This is a genomic window from Salipiger bermudensis (genome assembly GCF_017309175.1).
Taxonomy (GTDB): Bacteria; Pseudomonadota; Alphaproteobacteria; order Rhodobacterales; family Rhodobacteraceae; genus Salipiger; species Salipiger bermudensis.
Genome location: NZ_JAEKJV010000007.1, coordinates 225,513 through 241,325, shown reverse-complemented (window position 1 = coordinate 241,325; position 15,813 = coordinate 225,513). Strand labels below are relative to the sequence as shown.

Below are 15,813 nucleotides of genomic sequence, written 5' to 3'. Positions count from 1 at the left end.
GCTCAGCCCACCGGGATATTGTCGATCAGGCGCACCCCGCCCAGCCAGGCGGCGGCCAGAAGCCGCGCCGGGCGGTCGAGCGTGGTCATCGGCGCGAGCCCGTCGGCGGCGCGCAGCTCGAGATACTCGACCCGCTCGAAGCCGCCCTCGAGGATCGCCGCCTCGGCCTGCGCTTTCAGCGTCGCGAGATCGGCACCGGTCCGAAGCCCTTCGGCCATCGCCACCATGGCCCGGTTGAGCACCGGTGCGGCGGCACGGGTGGCCTCGGGCAGCAGCACGTTGCGCGAGGACAGCGCCAAGCCGTCGGGTTCGCGCACCGTCTCGCAGCCGATCACCTCGACGGGGATGTCGAGATCGCGGGCCATGCGGCGCACCACCTGCAATTGCTGGTAGTCCTTCTCGCCGAAATAGGCCCGATCCGCGCCGGTCTGCAGGAAGAGCTTCGAGACCACCGTGGTCACGCCGTCGAAATGGCCCGGGCGGAAGGCGCCGCAAAGCCCGTCGGTCAGGCCCGAGACCGCCACCGAGGTGGCAAAGCCCTCGGGATAGATCTCCTCCGGCCCCGGCACGTAGATCACATCCACCGCGTAGGGCGCGAGCTTCTCCGCATCGGCGTGCTCGGTGCGCGGGTAGTTCTCGAGATCGGAGGCGTTGTTGAACTGCTTGGGGTTCACGAAGATCGTCACGATCACCCGGTCGCAATCTGTCTTGGCGGCCTCGACGAGGCTCAGGTGCCCGGCATGCAGCGCGCCCATGGTGGGCACCACGCCGACGGTCTCTTCGGCGCGTTTCCAGCCCGCCAGACGGGCGCGCAGCTCGGCCTTCGTGCGGAGCATCTCGGTCATGATTTCGCTCCCGGGGCGGCATCGGCAAAGACGTGCTCGGCTGCGGGGAAGGACCGGGCCCGTACCTCCGCGGCATAGGCCGCGATGGCGGCTTCGGCCTGTTCGCCGAGGCTCGCGTAGCGCTTGACGAATTTCGGCTTGAAGGCGGTGAAGAGCCCCAGCATGTCATCGACCACGAGGATCTGCCCGTCGCAGCCCGCCGAGGCGCCGATGCCGATGGTCGGGATCGGCAGCTCTGCGGTCACCCGGTCGGCCAGCCCCTGCGGCACCTTCTCGAGCACCACGGCAAAGGCCCCTGCCCCGGCCACGGCGCGGGCATCCGCCATCAGCCGGTCGCCGGCGTCACCGCGGCCCTGCACCTTGTAGCCGCCGAGCGTGTTGATCGATTGCGGCGTGAGGCCCACATGCGCCATCACCGGGATGCCGCGCGCGGTCAGGAAGGCGATGGTCTCGGCCATGCTCTCGCCGCCCTCGAGCTTGACCGCACCGGCGGCGGTTTCAGCCATCAGCCGCGCGGCGTTGCGAAACGCCTGCTGCGGGCCTTCCTCGTAGGAGCCGAAGGGCATGTCGACGACCATCATGGCGCCGCTGAGACCGCGTTTCACCGCCTGTGCGTGCAGGATCATCATCTCCATGGTCACGCCAAGCGTCGACTCGAGCCCGTGCAGAACCATGCCGACGCTGTCTCCGACGAGGACGAAATCGCAATGCGCGTCCATCATCTGCGCCATCGGCGTGGTGTAGGCGGTCAGGCTGACCAGCGGCGCTCCGCCCTTGCGGGCCCGGATATCGGCCGGCAGCGGGGCCGACTTTCGCGCGGTGGCGCTCATTGGCGTCTCCTCCCTCGTCAACAAGGCTGGCGTCGTCTAGCAGCCTGCCCCCCTATATTCCAGTGCGCATGTGCTTGCACCGCCGGGGAAATCGGGCACACTTCGAGCCGATGCCTGCCAACGGAGAGCCCGATGTCCCGCCCCATGTCCTACCTCGCCCCGGCCGCCGCCGCGATGCTGCTTTCGGCGCAGGCGCTGATGGCCCAGCAGACCGACCTGACCATTGCGCTGCAACTCGAGCCGCCGCATCTCGATCCGACCTCGGCCGCGGCCGGCGCCATCGACAGCGTGCTCTATTCGAACATCTTCGAAGGGCTGACGCGTTTCACCGAGACCGGGGAGGTCGTGCCGGGCCTTGCCGAAAGCTGGGAGATCTCCGACGACGGGCTGACCTACACCTTCCGGCTTCGCGACGGTGTCACCTTCCATGACGGCACCACGATGGACGCCGAGGACGTGAAGTTCAGCCTCGATCGCGCCCGCGGGGAAGACAGCCTCAACGCCCAGAAGGCGCTGTTCGAGGGCATCGCGGAGGTGACGGTTGTCGATCCGCTCACCGTCGAGGTGACGCTCTCGGAGCCCGACGGCACGTTCCTGTTCAACATGGCCTGGGGCGACGCGGTGATCGTGGCCCCCGAGAGCATCGAGGGCATCCAGCAGACCCCTGTCGGCACCGGCCCCTTCACCTTCGAGCGCTGGGTCACGGGAGACCGCATCGAGATGAGTCGCAACGCGGACTACTGGGGCGCGGCCCCCGCACTCGAGGCGGTGACCTTCCGTTTCATCTCGGACCCGACGGCAGCGTTCGCGGCGATGATGGCGCAGGATATCGACGCCTTCGCCGGCTTCCCGGCGCCCGAGAACCTCGCCATGTTCGAGGCAGACCCGCGCTTTCAGGTTCTTGTGGGGTCGACCGAGGGCGAGACCATCCTCGCGATGAACCACGGCGACGCGCATTTCTCCGATCCCAAGGTGCGCGAAGCGCTGTCCCACGCCATCGACCGACAGGCGATCATCGACGGTGCGATGTTTGGCTACGGCACGCCCATCGGCACCCATTTCGCGCCGCACAATCCCGACTATGTCGACCTCACCGAGCTCTCGAGCTACGATCCGGAGCTTGCAAAGACTCTGCTGGCGGATGCGGGCTATCCCGAGGGCTTCACCACCACACTGAAGCTGCCGCCGCCCTCCTACGCCCGTCGCGGCGGCGAGATCATCGCGGCGCAGCTGCGCGAGGTGGGGATCGAGACCCAGATCACAAACCTGGAATGGGCCCAGTGGCTCGAAGAGGTGTTCCGTGGCAAGGATTTCGGCCTCACCATCGTGTCGCATACCGAGCCCTTCGACATCGGCATCTACGCCCGGCCGGACTATTACTTCCAGTATGACAACGCGGCCTTCCAGGAGCTGATGAGCACCCTCACCGGCACCACCGACCCGGCGGCGCGCTCCGAGCTGATCCAGCAAGCGCAGACGATGATCGCCGAGGATCACGTCAATGCCTACCTGTTCCAGCTCGCCTTCCCGACGGTGGCGGACGCGCGGCTCGAGGGGCTGTGGCAGAACCAGCCGACGCAGGCGACCGACCTGACCGGGGTGCGCTGGACCGAGTGAGCGGGCACGCCCGTCCTGTGACGGGCTTGGTGCGCCGAACGCCTGCGCGTCGTGGACGGCATTGAGGCCGCCCCGGCGCAGAGCCAAGGCACTGCAAGCGCCGCTCACCCCCGCCGCAGCGGCGTCACCGACACCGCCACGCCGCCCAGCACCAGCAGGGCGGCGAGCGCGAAGCGCGCGGTGAGGGCCTCGCCGAGAAACACCATGCCGCCCGCCATGGCGATCACCGGCACGGTGAGCTGCGCCACGGCGGCGACCGACCCCGGCAGGCGGGGCAGAACCGCGTACCAGAGCGCGTAGCCGAGCCCCGACGTCACGGCTCCCGAGACCACCGCCAGCACGACCGCGCCAAGGCTCCATGGGCCGACAGATCCCGAAAGCTGTAGCCCCAGCAGCACCACCAGCCCGAGCCCGGTGGCCAGCACGAAATTTGCAGCCGTCGAGACCAGCGCCACCTCGGCCTTGCGTCCGGCCAGCGAATAGACGCCCCAGCCGACGCCCGCGAGCAGCATGGCCAGCGCGTGCGGCAGGCTGGGCGCGGCACCGCCGCCCGGCCAGAGCAGCCAGACCAGCCCGCCAAAGGCCAGCCCCGCCCCCAGCCAGCGCTGCGCCGGCACCCGCTCACCGCCCGCCACGCTGCCCCCGAACATGGTCACCTGCACCATGCCGAAGAGCAGCAGCGCCCCGAGCCCCGCAGGCATCCCCGCATAGGCCGCCGAGAAGCCGTAGATGTAGAGAAACAGCCCTGCCACGCCGGCCAACCGCCCGGCGCCGCCCAGCCTCAGACGCCCCTCCCGTGCCAGAACCAGCGCTGCGAGCATCAGCGCACCGGACAGCAGCCGCAGCGTGCCGAAGCTCACCGCGTCGATGCCGCCCGAGGCGAGCGCCGCGCGGTTGAGCACGGAATTGGCAGCGAAGGCGGTCATGGTCAGCGCCACGAGCAGGAACAGTCGCATCGGCCACGGGCCTCCCTTCCCGCTGCACGCCGCCTCGGGGCGCGTCACTCCTTGGGGGCGCTGCCCGCCGCGTCGCCCTGCTTCTTCTTGAGCGCCGCCAACTTGGACTTGAGCGCCCCGCGCCGCCGACTCTGATAGGCGCGGATCACCGGCACCGTGAGGTAGTAGCAGACCAGCCCCGAAACGATGCCCGGCAGGATCCCCCCGATCAGGTAGGGATAGAACACCTTGTCGTAGAACAGGATCAACTCGGACCAATTGGTCGGTTCCCCGGTGAACCACGCCACGAGATTGTGCCACAGGTCTCCGCCGGCATATGCAAAGCGGTCGAGCACCGACTTGTGGTCGGGCTCGTGCCGGTCGATGCCGAGAAACCAGTAGCCGGTGCGGAGCGAGCTGAAGGCAATTGGCACATAGGTCAGCGGGTTGCCGAAGAAGGTCCCCAGAAGCGAGGCGAGGATGTTGCCGCGCAGCGCCTTGGCGATCAGCGCCGCGACGACGAAATGCATGCCATAGAGCGGGGTGAAGGCGGTGAAGACTCCGGCAAACACGCCCCGCGCGATCCGTTCGGGGGGATCGGGTAGCCGGTGCAGCCGGTGCTGGATATACCGCGCCGCACGTCCCCAGCCGCCACGCGGCCAGAAGAATTCGACCAGTATCCTCCAGACAGGTCGTCTGTCACGGCGTTTGAAGACCAAAGGCCCGTCCTGTCCAATCCTCCGCAGCCCCGTGGGACCGCGTTTCCTTTCAGTCGCAACCGCTGCCGGCTGCGTCCCCTTACTGCGCCGCCGTCGGAAGCGCCGTCAGCGAGGCGTCTCGCCGGCGGTGCACGGAGGCGACATCGCTTTCGGCTTCGAGGGCGGAGATCACCGAATGAAGGTGTTCCGCGTCGCGGAACTCCACGTCCATCCGGATGCGGAAGAAGTCCGGCTTCCGGTCCACGAAGACAAGATCCGAGATATTGGCCAACCGCTCGCCGATCAAGGTGCAAACCCGCCCCAGCACCCCGGCATCGTTGCCGATGGTTAGCTCCAGGCTCACATCGTAGGCAGCCGGGTGCGTGCCCTCCTCCCAGCGCAGGTCGACCCAGCGGTCGGGCTGGTCCTCGTAGGCGGCGAGGGATTCGCAGTCGATGGCGTGCACGAACACGCCCTTGCCGCGCTGGGTGATGCCGATGATGCGCTCGCCCGGCAGCGGCTGGCAGCAGCGCGCCCGGGTAAAACCGGTGCCGGGCTCGAGCCCGATCACCGCGCGATGGGCATCGACCTCGACATCGTCCGCCGGCCCGAGATCGGGGTAGACCGCGTGCACCACCTCGCGCGAGGTCAGCTCGGCGCTGCCCAGACGGGCGAGAAGCTCGTCCTTGTCCTCGAGCCGCAGGGTCTGGGCCGCCTTCTCGAGCACCTTGTCGGTGGCCTTCTTGCCCACATGCTCGAAGGCCGAGCGCGCCAGCTCGTGACCGAGCCGCACGAAACGCTCGCGCCCGGCCTCGCGCAGGGCGCGGCGGATCGCGGTGCGGGCCTTGCCGGTGGTGGCGATGTCGAGCCATGTGGCCTGCGGGGTCTGGCCCTCTGCGGTGATGATCTCGACCGACTGGCCGTTCTTCAGCCGGGTCCAGAGCGGCACCCGAATGCCATCGACCTTGGCGCCGACGCAGGCCGAGCCGATACGGGTGTGGATGGCATAGGCGTAATCGAGCGGTGTCGCCCCGCGCGGCAGCTTCACCACGTCGCCCTTGGGCGTGAAGCAGAACACCTTGTCCGAGTACATCTCGAGCTTCACCGCCTCGAGGAACTCGTCATGATCCTGCTCGCTGTCGAACTGCTCGGTCAGCGAGGCGATCCAGCGGGCGGGATCGACGGCGAACGGGTTCTCGGCGCGCTGGCCGTCGCGATAGGACCAGTGCGCGGCGACGCCGGTCTCGGCGACCTCGTGCATCTGCCGGGTGCGGATCTGCACCTCGACGCGCTTGCCGTCGCGGCCCGACACGGTGGTGTGGATCGAGCGGTAGCCGTTCGACTTGGGCTGGCTGACATAATCCTTGAACCGCCCCGGCACCGCACGCCAGCGCTGGTGGATCACCCCGAGCGCACCGTAGCAGTCCATGTCGTTGCGGGTGATGACGCGGAAGCCGTAGATGTCGGACAGGCGCGAGAAGCCCATGCCCTTTTCCTGCATCTTGCGCCAGATCGAGTAGGGCTTCTTGGCCCGTCCGAAGACCTCGGCCTCGATGCCGGCCTCCTCGAGCTCGTGGCGCATGTCGCCGGTGATCCGGTGGATCACGTCGCCGGCCTCTTTCTGCAGCGTGATGAAGCGGCGGATGATCGAGGCGCGGCCCTCGGGATTGAGCACCCGGAAAGCCAGATCCTCGAGCTCTTCGCGCATCCACTGCATGCCCATCCGGCCGGCCAGCGGCGCGTAGATGTCCATCGTCTCGCGCGCCTTCTGGATCTGCTTCTCGGCGCGCATCGCCTTGATGGTGCGCATGTTGTGCAGACGGTCCGCGAGCTTCACGAGGATCACCCGCAGGTCCTTGGACATCGCCATGAACAGCTTGCGGAAGTTCTCGGCCTGCTTGGTCTCCGAGCTGGAGAGCTGCAGGTTGGTCAGCTTGGTGACGCCGTCGACCAGATCGGCCACATCCTCGCCGAAGCGCTCGGCGATGTCGGACCACGAGGCGCGGGTGTCCTCGATGGTGTCGTGCAGCAGGGCGGTGATGATGGTCGCATCGTCGAGCTGTTGCTCGGTCAGGATCGCGGCAACGGCGACGGGATGCGTGAAGTAGGGCTCACCGGAATGGCGCATCTGCCCGTCATGCATCGCGCGGCCGAACTCGTAGGCCGCGCGGATCAGGTCTTCGTTGGTCTTGGGATTGTAGTTGCGGACCAGTGCAACCAGATCTTCCGCCGCAATCATGGGCGCCTATCCTTCACCTGGCCCGCATCCGCGGGCCTCAGCCCTCGCCCTGGGCCTCCATGAGCGCGCGCAGGAGCTTCTCCTCGGACATGTCGTCCTCGACCGGCTTGTCCTGCTCGGCCCCCATGAGCAGCGCCATGCTGTCATCTTCGGGCTCATCGACCTCGATCTGGGTCTGATGGCTCTCGATCAGACGCTCACGCAGCTCGTCAGCCGACTGGGTCTCCTCGGCGATTTCGCGGAGGGCGACCACCGGGTTCTTGTCGTTGTCGCGGTCGACCGTCAGCGGGCTGCCGGATGCCACTTCGCGCGCACGATGCGCGGCGAGCATCACCAGCTCGAACCGGTTCGGGACCTTGTCGACGCAATCTTCTACCGTCACGCGGGCCATATGCGTATCACCTATTCGGGTTAGCCGTCAGAAAGGGAATCCCTATCGCGTCATGGCCCGAAAGACAAGCGGGGATCGGTCATAAAGGCTTGACTTCGTCGCGCGCCTCCTGCGGCAATGCCTCGCAGAGCTGGCGCACCGTGCGATCGAGCAGGGGATGACGCCAGTCCGCGGCGACATCGCAGAGTGGCACCAGCACGAAGGCACGTTCGTGCATGCGCGGATGCGGCAGAATCAGTTCGTCCGGCGCACTGACTTTCTGCTCCTCGAGGCTCAACATGCGCCATTTCGAATATGACGTCGCGTCAGGGAGAATCTCCTCACCATGGGCCAGCAAGTCCAGATCGAGGCTCCTGCTGCCCCACCTCTGCTCGCGCTCCCGGCCAAATTTATGCTCGATTTGATGCATCACCGAGAGCAGCTCGGCGGCGCTGGCCTCTCCGGTTGAGACGATGCAAGCGTTCACGTAATCAGGCCCGGCCCCCGCCGGAAAACAAGGGGTTGCATAAAACCGGCTCACCCGCAGGACACGCTCCCCAGACGCGGACAGTTCATCGATTGCCGCCCGCAATGTTTCCGCCGGAGAACCAATCGCGGACGATAGATTCGCGCCGAGTGCAATCAACTTTTCTTGTTCCCTTAGCACGTTTGAGCTATCCTTTTGGATTATGTGTTGCGGCTTGTACTGACGGCCAAATATCTTAATCTTCGACGACCGAGTGCGCCAAACCACTCACATTCACACTCACGGACATTGGCGCGCTCCATTGCTGAAAGGACATTTGATGTTTTACAAGGACGAACGGCTCGCGCTGTTCATAGACGGGTCGAACCTGTATGCCGCCGCGAAAGCGCTTGGCTTCGACATCGACTACAAGCTCCTCCGACAGGAATTTGTACGCCGAGGCAAGATGGTTCGCGCGTTCTACTACACCGCGCTTCTCGAAAACGACGAGTATTCGCCGATCCGCCCGCTGGTGGACTGGCTGCACTACAACGGCTTCACCATGGTGACCAAGCCGGCGAAGGAATACACCGACAGCCAAGGCCGCCGGAAGGTCAAGGGCAACATGGATATCGAGCTCACCGTCGATGCCATGGAGCTTGCACCGCGGGTCGACCATATCGTGCTGTTCTCGGGCGATGGGGACTTCCGCCCGCTGGTGGAAAGCCTTCAGCGTCAGGGCGTGCGCGTGTCGGTGGTCTCGACCATCCGCAGCCAACCGCCGATGATCGCCGACGAACTCCGCCGTCAGGCCGACAACTTCATCGAGCTCGACGAGCTGCGCGAAGTCATCGGTCGCCCGCCGCGCGAGCAGCAGGCGGAGCGCAACTTCGAGGTCGCAAGCAGCGGCAACTGACAACGTGAGCGCGGGACTTTCGGGGATGAGGCCCCGCGATCATGCTGACTGAAGCCGCCGCCCTTGGCGGCCTGTTTCTGGCGGCCTTCGGCGCCGCCACGATCCTGCCCTTCCAGTCCGAGGTTGTCTTCGTTGGAATGCAACTCGGCAATGCCGCGCCGCTGGTGCTGATCGTGCTCGTGGCCAGCGTCGGGAATATCCTTGGCGCGGTGGTCAACTACGTGCTCGGAATCTGGCTCGAGCATTTCCGCCACCGCCGCTGGTTTCCGGTCAGCGAAGCGCAGCTGGCGCGGGCGCAGCGCGCCTATGCCCGCTGGGGGGTCTGGACCCTGCTGCTGAGCTGGGCGCCTCTAGGCGACGCCTTCACCGTCATCGCAGGCGTCATGCGCACCCACTGGGCGGTGTTTCTTGCACTTGTCACCATCGCCAAGACCGGGCGCTACATCGTGCTGGCATGGGCCACCGCGGCAACCATGGGCACCGGCGCCTGAACGCTATCGATAGGCCGAGGCGCGGGCGTTGATCTCGTTGTGGATCTCGATCACCTCATCCGGCCAGGTGCTCTTGATATAGGCCATCACGTCGACGATCTCCGCCTCGCCGAGAATCTCTCCGAACCCCATCATATTGGAGCGGTAGTCGCCGCCGACTATCGCCTCGGTGCCATGCGTGACAATGGCCAGAAGCTGTTGGTCGGGGTGATGCCAGGTATGGCCGGTGGGATCGTGCGGCGGCGCCGGCAGGAAGCCGTCAGCGTCGCGCTCCTTCCAGTCCGGTTGCCCCTCGAGCTGCGCGCCGTGGCAGGCAGCGCAATTCTCGCCATAGAGGCGTTTGCCATTCGCGACGCGCGTGGCATCCGTGTAGGGAAACAGGCCGGGCACCGGCTCTGCCGCCATCTGCGCCAAAGCCCATCCCCCAGCCAGCAGCGCCGCTGCCCCTACGCCGATTGCAATCCGCTTCATCTCGTCCTCCCCGTCGCGCGGTGCAACTCTTCCGCCACCGCCCCGCCGCCATCAAGTCACAGCTGCGTCAGGCCAGCCGAAGGGGTCGACGCCAGCGCCTGCAGGCATTACCTCGGAGGGAACAGGAGACGCCAATGAAGAATCCGCTCACCCTCTATCTCGCCGCTCCGCGCGGCTTCTGCGCCGGTGTCGACCGGGCGATCAAGATCGTCGAGATGGCGCTCGAGAAATGGGGCGCGCCGGTCTACGTGCGGCACGAGATCGTGCACAACAAGTTCGTCGTCGACGGGCTGCGCGACAAGGGCGCGGTCTTCGTCGAAGAGCTCGAGGATTGCCCGCCGGACCGGCCGGTGATCTTCTCCGCCCATGGCGTGCCCAAGGCCGTCCCGGCCGAGGCCGCGCGGCGCGAGATGGTCTATGTCGACGCCACCTGCCCGCTGGTCTCCAAGGTCCATATCGAGGCCGCAAGGCACCACGAGAACGGGCTGCAGATGATCATGATCGGTCATGCCGGCCACCCCGAGACCGTCGGCACCATGGGCCAGCTGCCCGAGGGCGAGGTGCTCTTGGTCGAGACCGTCGAGGACGTCGCCCATGTGCGGGTGCGCGACCCGGAACAATTGGCCTTCGTCACCCAGACCACGCTTTCGGTGGACGACACGATCGACATCGTCGCGGCGCTGAAGGCGCGCTTCCCGGCCATTGTGGGGCCTCACAAGGAAGACATCTGCTACGCCACCACAAACCGACAGGAGGCGGTCAAGGCGATTGCGCCCGACTGCGACGCGCTGCTCGTGGTGGGCGCGCCGAACTCGTCGAACTCCAAGCGGCTGGTCGAGGTCGCCCGCAAGGCCGGCTGCTCCTACGCACAGCTCGTCCAGCGGGCCGAGAACATCGACTGGCGCGCGCTCGAAGGCATCGCGTCTGTCGGCGTCACCGCAGGCGCCTCAGCCCCGGAAGTGCTGATCGACGAGGTCATCGACGCCTTCCGCGACCGGTTCGACGTGACCGTGCAGATGGTCGAGACGGCGCAGGAGAATGTCGAGTTCAAGGTGCCCCGCGTGCTGCGGCAGCCGGCCTGATCGGTACGCGTTCAGGGCGTTGACAGCCCGCGCCGAATGGGAAACCTTTCCTCCGATCAAGGGAGGATCCGATGCTGAGCCTGCAATTTCTGCTCACCGCGCTGGTCGTGGTGCTCGCGCCCGGTGCCGGGGTGATCTATACGCTCGCGATCGGGCTCGGTCAGGGCCGCCGCGCTGCGATCTGGGCCGCGCTTGGCTGCACCTTCGGGATCGTGCCGCACCTGGCCGCCGCGATGCTAGGGCTCGCTGCCCTGCTGCACACCTCTGCCGTGCTCTTCACCACCGTGAAGCTCGCCGGCGCGCTCTACCTGCTGTGGCTGGCCTTTCAGGCGCTGCGTGCCACCGGAGCGCTCTCGGTGGCCGCTTCGCCCCGTCGTGAGAGCGGCCCCCGCACCGCCCGCCGCGGCGCGCTGCTGAACATCCTCAACCCCAAGCTCTCGCTGTTCTTCCTCGCCCTGCTTCCGCCGTTTCTGTCGGGCGCGCCCGAAACGGCGCGGGCCGAGATGATGCTGCTCGGCGGCGTGTTCATGGCGATGACCTTCGCGGTCTTCGTGGTCTACGGCCTCTTCGCCGCCCGCGCCCGCGACTGGCTGCTGGGCAGTGAGCGCGCCATGCGCTGGCTCAACCGCTCCTTCGCCGCGATCTTCGCGCTGCTCGCCGGACGCCTGGCGATGGAGCGCGCATGAAAGGCCCCGTCCCCCGCAGCGCCCTTATCCTCACCGCCGCGGGTGTGCTGCCGTTCCTCTGGGGCGTGCTGACCCTGCTGTCCGACAGCGCCTACCAGCTCGCCTTCACCACCATCGGCGGGCGCTTCGTCGGCCCCTACGTGCAACTGGCCTATGGCACGGTGATCCTTGCCTTCATGTCCGGCGTGCTCTGGGGCTTCGCCACGAAGGCTCACCCGCGGCAGGCCCCCGTCTGCTACGCGCTGTCGGTGATCCCGGCGCTCTGGGCCTTCTTCATGGCCGGCGGCGGACCGGTCTCTGCCGGGATGAACCTGATCTTCGGCTTCCTCGGCCTCCTGGCGCTCGACTGGCAGTTCTGGCGCTGGGGGCTGGCGCCGAGATGGTGGATGCACCTGCGCCTGCCGGTCACTGCCGCCGTGGTCGCCTGCCTGCTGGTCGGGGTGCTGGTGTGAGCGACGACCGGACGCTCGCCGTCTATGCCAAACGCGCCCTGGACTACGCCAACCTGCAGCCCGACGCGCCCTTCGAGACTCTCTCGACCTTCATCGCCCGCCTTCCCGAGGGCGCGCGCGTGCTCGATCTCGGCTGCGGCCCGGGCCACGATTCCGGCCACATGGCGAAGGCCGGCCTGACCGTCGAGGCGCTCGACGCTTCGCCCGAGATGGTGGCGTTGGCGCGCGCCAGCCACGGTGTCGACGCCCGGCAGGGCCACTTCGACGATCTCGACGCCCACGCGCGCTACGACGGCATCTGGGCCAGCTTCAGCCTGCTGCACGCGCCGCGCGCCGACATGCCCCGCCATCTCGCAGCCATCGCCCGCGCGCTGAAGCCCGGCGGTCTGCTCGGCCTGTCGCTCAAGGAAGGCACCGGTGAGGGCCGCGACCGGCTGGGGCGGTTCTACACCTTCTACACCGAGGACGATCTGCGCGCGCTGCTGGCCGATGTCGGCCTCACCATCCGTGACGTGACCCGCGGCGAGGGACGAGGCCTTGACGGCAGCGCCTCGACATGGATATCGGTCCTCGCCCATGACTGATCTTTTTGCATATACCGACGGAGCCTGCTCCGGTAATCCCGGCCCCGGCGGCTGGGGCGTCCTGATGCGCGCGAAGAATGGCGAGGAGATCGTCAAAGAGCGCGAGCTCAGCGGCGGCGAGGCCGACACCACCAACAACCGGATGGAGCTTCTGGCGGCGATCAACGCGCTGGAATCGCTGACCCGCGCCTCGCGCATCACCGTGGTGACCGACAGCGCCTACGTGAAGAACGGGGTCACCGGCTGGATCCACGGCTGGAAGCGCAACGGCTGGAAGACCGCCGCCAAGAAGCCGGTAAAGAACGCCGAGCTCTGGCAACGCCTCGACGAGGCGCAGCGCCGCCACGACGTGACCTGGCAATGGGTCAAGGGCCACGCCGGCCACCCCGAGAACGAGCGCGCCGACGAGCTCGCCCGCGCCGGCATGGCGCCGTTCAAGCCCGGCAAGGGCGCCTGAGGGCGGGCCGCGATGAGCCCGCTCGAACTCCTCGATTACGCCTCCGTCCTGATCTTCGCCCTGACCGGCGCGCTGGTGGCGAGCCGCGCCCAGCTCGACGTGGTGGGCTTTGCCTTTCTCGCCTGCCTGACCGGCGTCGGCGGCGGCACGCTGCGCGACCTGCTGCTGCGGCGCGAGGTGCTGTGGATCGCCGATCCGACCTATCTCGCCGTCGCCTGCGGCGCGGCGATCGCGGTGTTCTTCACCGCGCACCGGCTTGAAAGCCGCCAGCGCGCCATCCTCTGGCTCGACGCAGTGGCGCTGTCGGTGGCGGTCGCCGCCGGCGCCGGCATCGCGCTGTCCGACGGCGCACCGGTCCCGGTGGTCCTTGTGATGGGAGTGATGACCGGCTGCTTCGGCGGACTGATGCGCGACGTGGTCGCCAACGAACTGCCCCTGGTGCTGAAACAGGGCGAGCCCTATGCCACCTGCGCGCTTGGCGGCGCCGGTGCCCTGCTCGCCGCCCATGCTTCGGGGATCGAGCCCGGCAAGGCGGCGCTGATCGGCGCCATATTCACCTTCGTGCTGCGCGGCACCGCGCTGGCCTTCGGCTGGAACATCCCGATCTACAAGGGCCGCCCGCCGCGCAACTAGCTCGCGCCCGCGCGAACGCCTCCCTGCGCCGAGCAGGGGTCTTCACGCGGCCCCCGCCCCTTCTCTGGTTCAAAAATACCTCGGGGTGAATGGCGCGCCTGCGCGCCAGAGGGGCAGCGCCCCTCCTCACTCCCGAGCCATCCCTCACTGCAGGTCGGCAAAGGCCGCCTTGAGCCTCTCACAGGCCTCCTCCACCCGCGCGCGCGGCGTGGCAAGATTGAAACGCAGCCAGCTCTCGCCACCGGTGCCGAAGGCCGGCCCGTGGTTGGCGGCGATGCGCCCCTCGCGCTCGACCCGCCGGGTGAACTCCGCAGCCGCCATGCCGGTGCCCGAGAAATCCACCCAGGCCAGATAGGTCGCCTCGAGCGGCATCGAGCGCAGCCCGGGGATCTCGGCCACCGCCGCGTCGAAGAGCTTGCGGTTGCCGTCGAGATAGGCGCAGAGATCGTCGACCCAGGCCGCGCCCTCGGGCGAATAGGCCGCCGTCGCCATCACCAGCCCGAAGCTGTTCGGCGACAGGCCCAGCGCCGCCAGGCGCTGGGTGAAGCGCTTGCGCAGGGCCGGGTCGGAGATGATCACGTTGCCGGTATGCGAGCCGGCGATGTTGAAGGTCTTGGTGGTGGCGGTCATCATCACCAGCCGGTCCGAGATGCTGTCATCGACCAGCGCCATGGGCACGTGCGTCTGCCCCGGCATCACGAGGTCGTGGTGGATCTCGTCCGAGACCAGCACCAAGTCGTGGCGCTTGGCGAAATCGGCCACCTGCTGCAACTCTTCCCGGCTCCAGACCCGGCCGCCCGGGTTGTGAGGCGAGCACAGGAGCAGCAGTTTCTCGCGCCCGGTCATCTGCGCGTCATAGGCGGCAAAATCCATCTCGTAGCGCCCATCGGTCAGCACCAGAGGGCACTCGACCACCTCGCGCCCCGCGGCTTTGATGACCCGGTGAAAAGCGTGGTAGACCGGCGTGAAAAGCACCACCCCGTCGCCGGGCGCGGTGTAGGCGTCGATGCAGAGCGCGGCGCCGTTGACCAGCCCGTGCGTGGTGGTGATCCAGTCGTCCTCGACCGCCCAGCCGTGACGCTCGGCCATCCACCAGCGGATCGCCGCGAGATAGTCGTTTTCATCGCCGAAATAGCCGTAGACGCCGTGATCGAGCATTCCCTGCAGCGCGTCCTGCACGCAGGCCGGCGGGCGGAAATCCATATCCGCGACCCACATGGCAAGCCCGTCCTCGGGCGAGACGCCGTAGATGTCTTCCATCTTGTCCCATTTGGCGGAATGGGTGCCGACGCGGTCGATCACTTCATCGAAGGGGCTGGTCATGCGGCTTGATCCTTGCTCTTGGTGGCGCGCCGCACGCTAGCGCGCCCGTCCCCGAGCGCAACCCCTGCCCGTCAGACACCGCTCCCCGACTTGCGCGCTCACGCCGTTGTGCATAGATGAGGCGCATGAAACGCCCGATCCTCATCCACCCCGATCCGCGCCTCAAGAAGGCCTGCGCGCCCGTGCCCGATCTTTCGGACAAGCTCCGCGTGCTGGCCGACGACATGCTCGAGACCATGTATGACGCGCCCGGCATCGGGCTGGCGGCCCCGCAGATCGGCGTGCTCGACCGGCTCATCGTGCTCGACTGCGCCAAGGCCGATGATGGCGAGGCGCCGCGCCCGCTGGTGATGTTCAACCCGCGGGTCGTGGCCTCGTCGGACGAGCGCAACGTCTACGAGGAGGGCTGTTTGTCGATCCCCGACCAGTATGCCGAGGTCGAGCGCCCCAAGGTGGTCGATGTCGAGTGGCTCGACCGCGACGGCAATCTCCAGCGCGAGACCTTCGACGGGCTCTGGGCGACCTGCGTGCAGCACGAGATCGACCACCTCGACGGCAAGCTCTTCATCGACTACCTCAAGCCGCTGAAGCGCCAGATGATCACCCGCAAGATGGTCAAGCTCAAGCGCGACCGCGCCCGGGCATGACGGCGGCGCGGCATACTGGCCGCCACACCCGTCCCGCCTATCTCTGAGACATTCCCCGAAGCGGAGACCCC

Annotated in this window: 19 protein-coding genes; 10 read left to right on the top strand and 9 right to left on the bottom strand. The window is 67.4% G+C overall.

Annotation, left to right across the window (positions count from 1 at the left end; translation table 11 throughout):
- Positions 1–2 precede the first annotated feature (2 nt).
- Both panC and panB read right to left on the bottom strand, forming a co-directional pair.
- On the bottom strand, positions 3–845 hold the full coding sequence (gene panC, locus JF542_RS11925) for a pantoate--beta-alanine ligase (protein WP_207075998.1): 843 nt from the start codon (positions 843–845) through the stop codon (positions 3–5).
- The gene (gene panB / locus JF542_RS11920) at positions 842–1,675 is read right to left on the bottom strand and encodes a 3-methyl-2-oxobutanoate hydroxymethyltransferase (RefSeq protein ID WP_207075997.1); all 834 of its coding nucleotides are present in this window, start codon (positions 1,673–1,675) and stop codon (positions 842–844) included. The genes panC and panB overlap by 4 nt, the downstream gene beginning before the upstream one ends.
- Positions 1,676–1,807: 132 nt before the next feature.
- On the opposite strand from panB, the gene JF542_RS11915 reads away from it, so the two are divergent.
- Entirely contained in the window at positions 1,808–3,292 is a 1,485-nt protein-coding gene (locus JF542_RS11915; RefSeq protein WP_207075996.1) for an ABC transporter substrate-binding protein, read from the top strand.
- Between the two features lie 104 nt (positions 3,293–3,396).
- Here JF542_RS11915 and JF542_RS11910 read toward each other — a convergent pair whose 3' ends face one another.
- The 5 genes from JF542_RS11910 to folK form a co-directional block, all read right to left on the bottom strand.
- On the bottom strand, positions 3,397–4,248 hold the full coding sequence (locus tag JF542_RS11910) for a DMT family transporter (protein ID WP_207075995.1): 852 nt from the start codon (positions 4,246–4,248) through the stop codon (positions 3,397–3,399).
- 44 nt (positions 4,249–4,292) lie between these two features.
- Positions 4,293–4,946 (bottom strand): DUF2062 domain-containing protein, encoded by a 654-nt coding sequence (locus tag JF542_RS11905; RefSeq protein ID WP_040544331.1) that lies wholly within the window; start codon positions 4,944–4,946, stop codon positions 4,293–4,295.
- Positions 4,947–5,025: 79 nt separating this feature from the next.
- A complete protein-coding gene (locus tag JF542_RS11900; protein ID WP_007793669.1) occupies positions 5,026–7,164 on the bottom strand; it encodes a RelA/SpoT family protein in 2,139 nt (712 codons plus the stop codon).
- 37 nt (positions 7,165–7,201) lie between these two features.
- Entirely contained in the window at positions 7,202–7,555 is a 354-nt protein-coding gene (rpoZ, locus tag JF542_RS11895; protein ID WP_007793667.1) for a DNA-directed RNA polymerase subunit omega, read from the bottom strand.
- 79 nt (positions 7,556–7,634) lie between these two features.
- Positions 7,635–8,201: a 2-amino-4-hydroxy-6-hydroxymethyldihydropteridine diphosphokinase gene (gene folK, locus JF542_RS11890; RefSeq protein ID WP_207075994.1), complete on the bottom strand. Its 567-nt coding sequence runs from the start codon at positions 8,199–8,201 to the stop codon at positions 7,635–7,637.
- 139 nt (positions 8,202–8,340) lie between these two features.
- Between folK and JF542_RS11885 the strand changes: the two genes are divergently transcribed.
- Positions 8,341–8,916, top strand: coding sequence for a LabA-like NYN domain-containing protein (locus JF542_RS11885; RefSeq protein ID WP_089842351.1), 576 nt, complete (start codon positions 8,341–8,343; stop codon positions 8,914–8,916).
- Between the two features lie 41 nt (positions 8,917–8,957).
- On the top strand, positions 8,958–9,407 hold the full coding sequence (locus tag JF542_RS11880; protein ID WP_007793920.1) for a YqaA family protein: 450 nt from the start codon (positions 8,958–8,960) through the stop codon (positions 9,405–9,407).
- A gap of 3 nt (positions 9,408–9,410) precedes the next feature.
- Here JF542_RS11880 and JF542_RS11875 read toward each other — a convergent pair whose 3' ends face one another.
- Positions 9,411–9,878, bottom strand: coding sequence for a c-type cytochrome (locus JF542_RS11875; RefSeq protein ID WP_207075993.1), 468 nt, complete (start codon positions 9,876–9,878; stop codon positions 9,411–9,413).
- A 134-nt stretch (positions 9,879–10,012) separates the two neighbouring features.
- On the opposite strand from JF542_RS11875, the gene ispH reads away from it, so the two are divergent.
- The 6 genes from ispH to JF542_RS11845 all read left to right on the top strand — a co-directional run bounded on the left by ispH (position 10,013) and on the right by JF542_RS11845 (position 13,772).
- Positions 10,013–10,960 carry a 4-hydroxy-3-methylbut-2-enyl diphosphate reductase gene (gene ispH, locus JF542_RS11870; RefSeq protein ID WP_207075992.1) on the top strand — a complete coding sequence of 316 codons (948 nt, stop codon included), beginning with the start codon at positions 10,013–10,015 and terminating at the stop codon, positions 10,958–10,960.
- Positions 10,961–11,031: 71 nt separating this feature from the next.
- Positions 11,032–11,646 carry a LysE family translocator gene (locus JF542_RS11865; RefSeq protein WP_007793928.1) on the top strand — a complete coding sequence of 205 codons (615 nt, stop codon included), beginning with the start codon at positions 11,032–11,034 and terminating at the stop codon, positions 11,644–11,646.
- Entirely contained in the window at positions 11,643–12,098 is a 456-nt protein-coding gene (locus JF542_RS11860) for a DUF3429 domain-containing protein (protein ID WP_007793930.1), read from the top strand. The genes JF542_RS11865 and JF542_RS11860 overlap by 4 nt, the downstream gene beginning before the upstream one ends.
- A complete protein-coding gene (locus JF542_RS11855; protein WP_207075991.1) occupies positions 12,095–12,682 on the top strand; it encodes a methyltransferase domain-containing protein in 588 nt (195 codons plus the stop codon). The genes JF542_RS11860 and JF542_RS11855 overlap by 4 nt, the downstream gene beginning before the upstream one ends.
- Positions 12,675–13,139, top strand: coding sequence for a ribonuclease HI (gene rnhA / locus JF542_RS11850; protein ID WP_207075990.1), 465 nt, complete (start codon positions 12,675–12,677; stop codon positions 13,137–13,139). The genes JF542_RS11855 and rnhA overlap by 8 nt, the downstream gene beginning before the upstream one ends.
- 12 nt (positions 13,140–13,151) lie before the next feature.
- Positions 13,152–13,772: a trimeric intracellular cation channel family protein gene (locus JF542_RS11845; protein ID WP_007793936.1), complete on the top strand. Its 621-nt coding sequence runs from the start codon at positions 13,152–13,154 to the stop codon at positions 13,770–13,772.
- A 144-nt stretch (positions 13,773–13,916) separates the two neighbouring features.
- Here JF542_RS11845 and JF542_RS11840 read toward each other — a convergent pair whose 3' ends face one another.
- Positions 13,917–15,095 carry a MalY/PatB family protein gene (locus JF542_RS11840; RefSeq protein ID WP_207075989.1) on the bottom strand — a complete coding sequence of 393 codons (1,179 nt, stop codon included), beginning with the start codon at positions 15,093–15,095 and terminating at the stop codon, positions 13,917–13,919.
- A gap of 125 nt (positions 15,096–15,220) precedes the next feature.
- Here JF542_RS11840 and def point away from each other — a divergent pair, with 125 nt between their 5' ends.
- Entirely contained in the window at positions 15,221–15,742 is a 522-nt protein-coding gene (gene def / locus JF542_RS11835) for a peptide deformylase (protein ID WP_207075988.1), read from the top strand.
- Positions 15,743–15,813 lie beyond the last annotated feature (71 nt).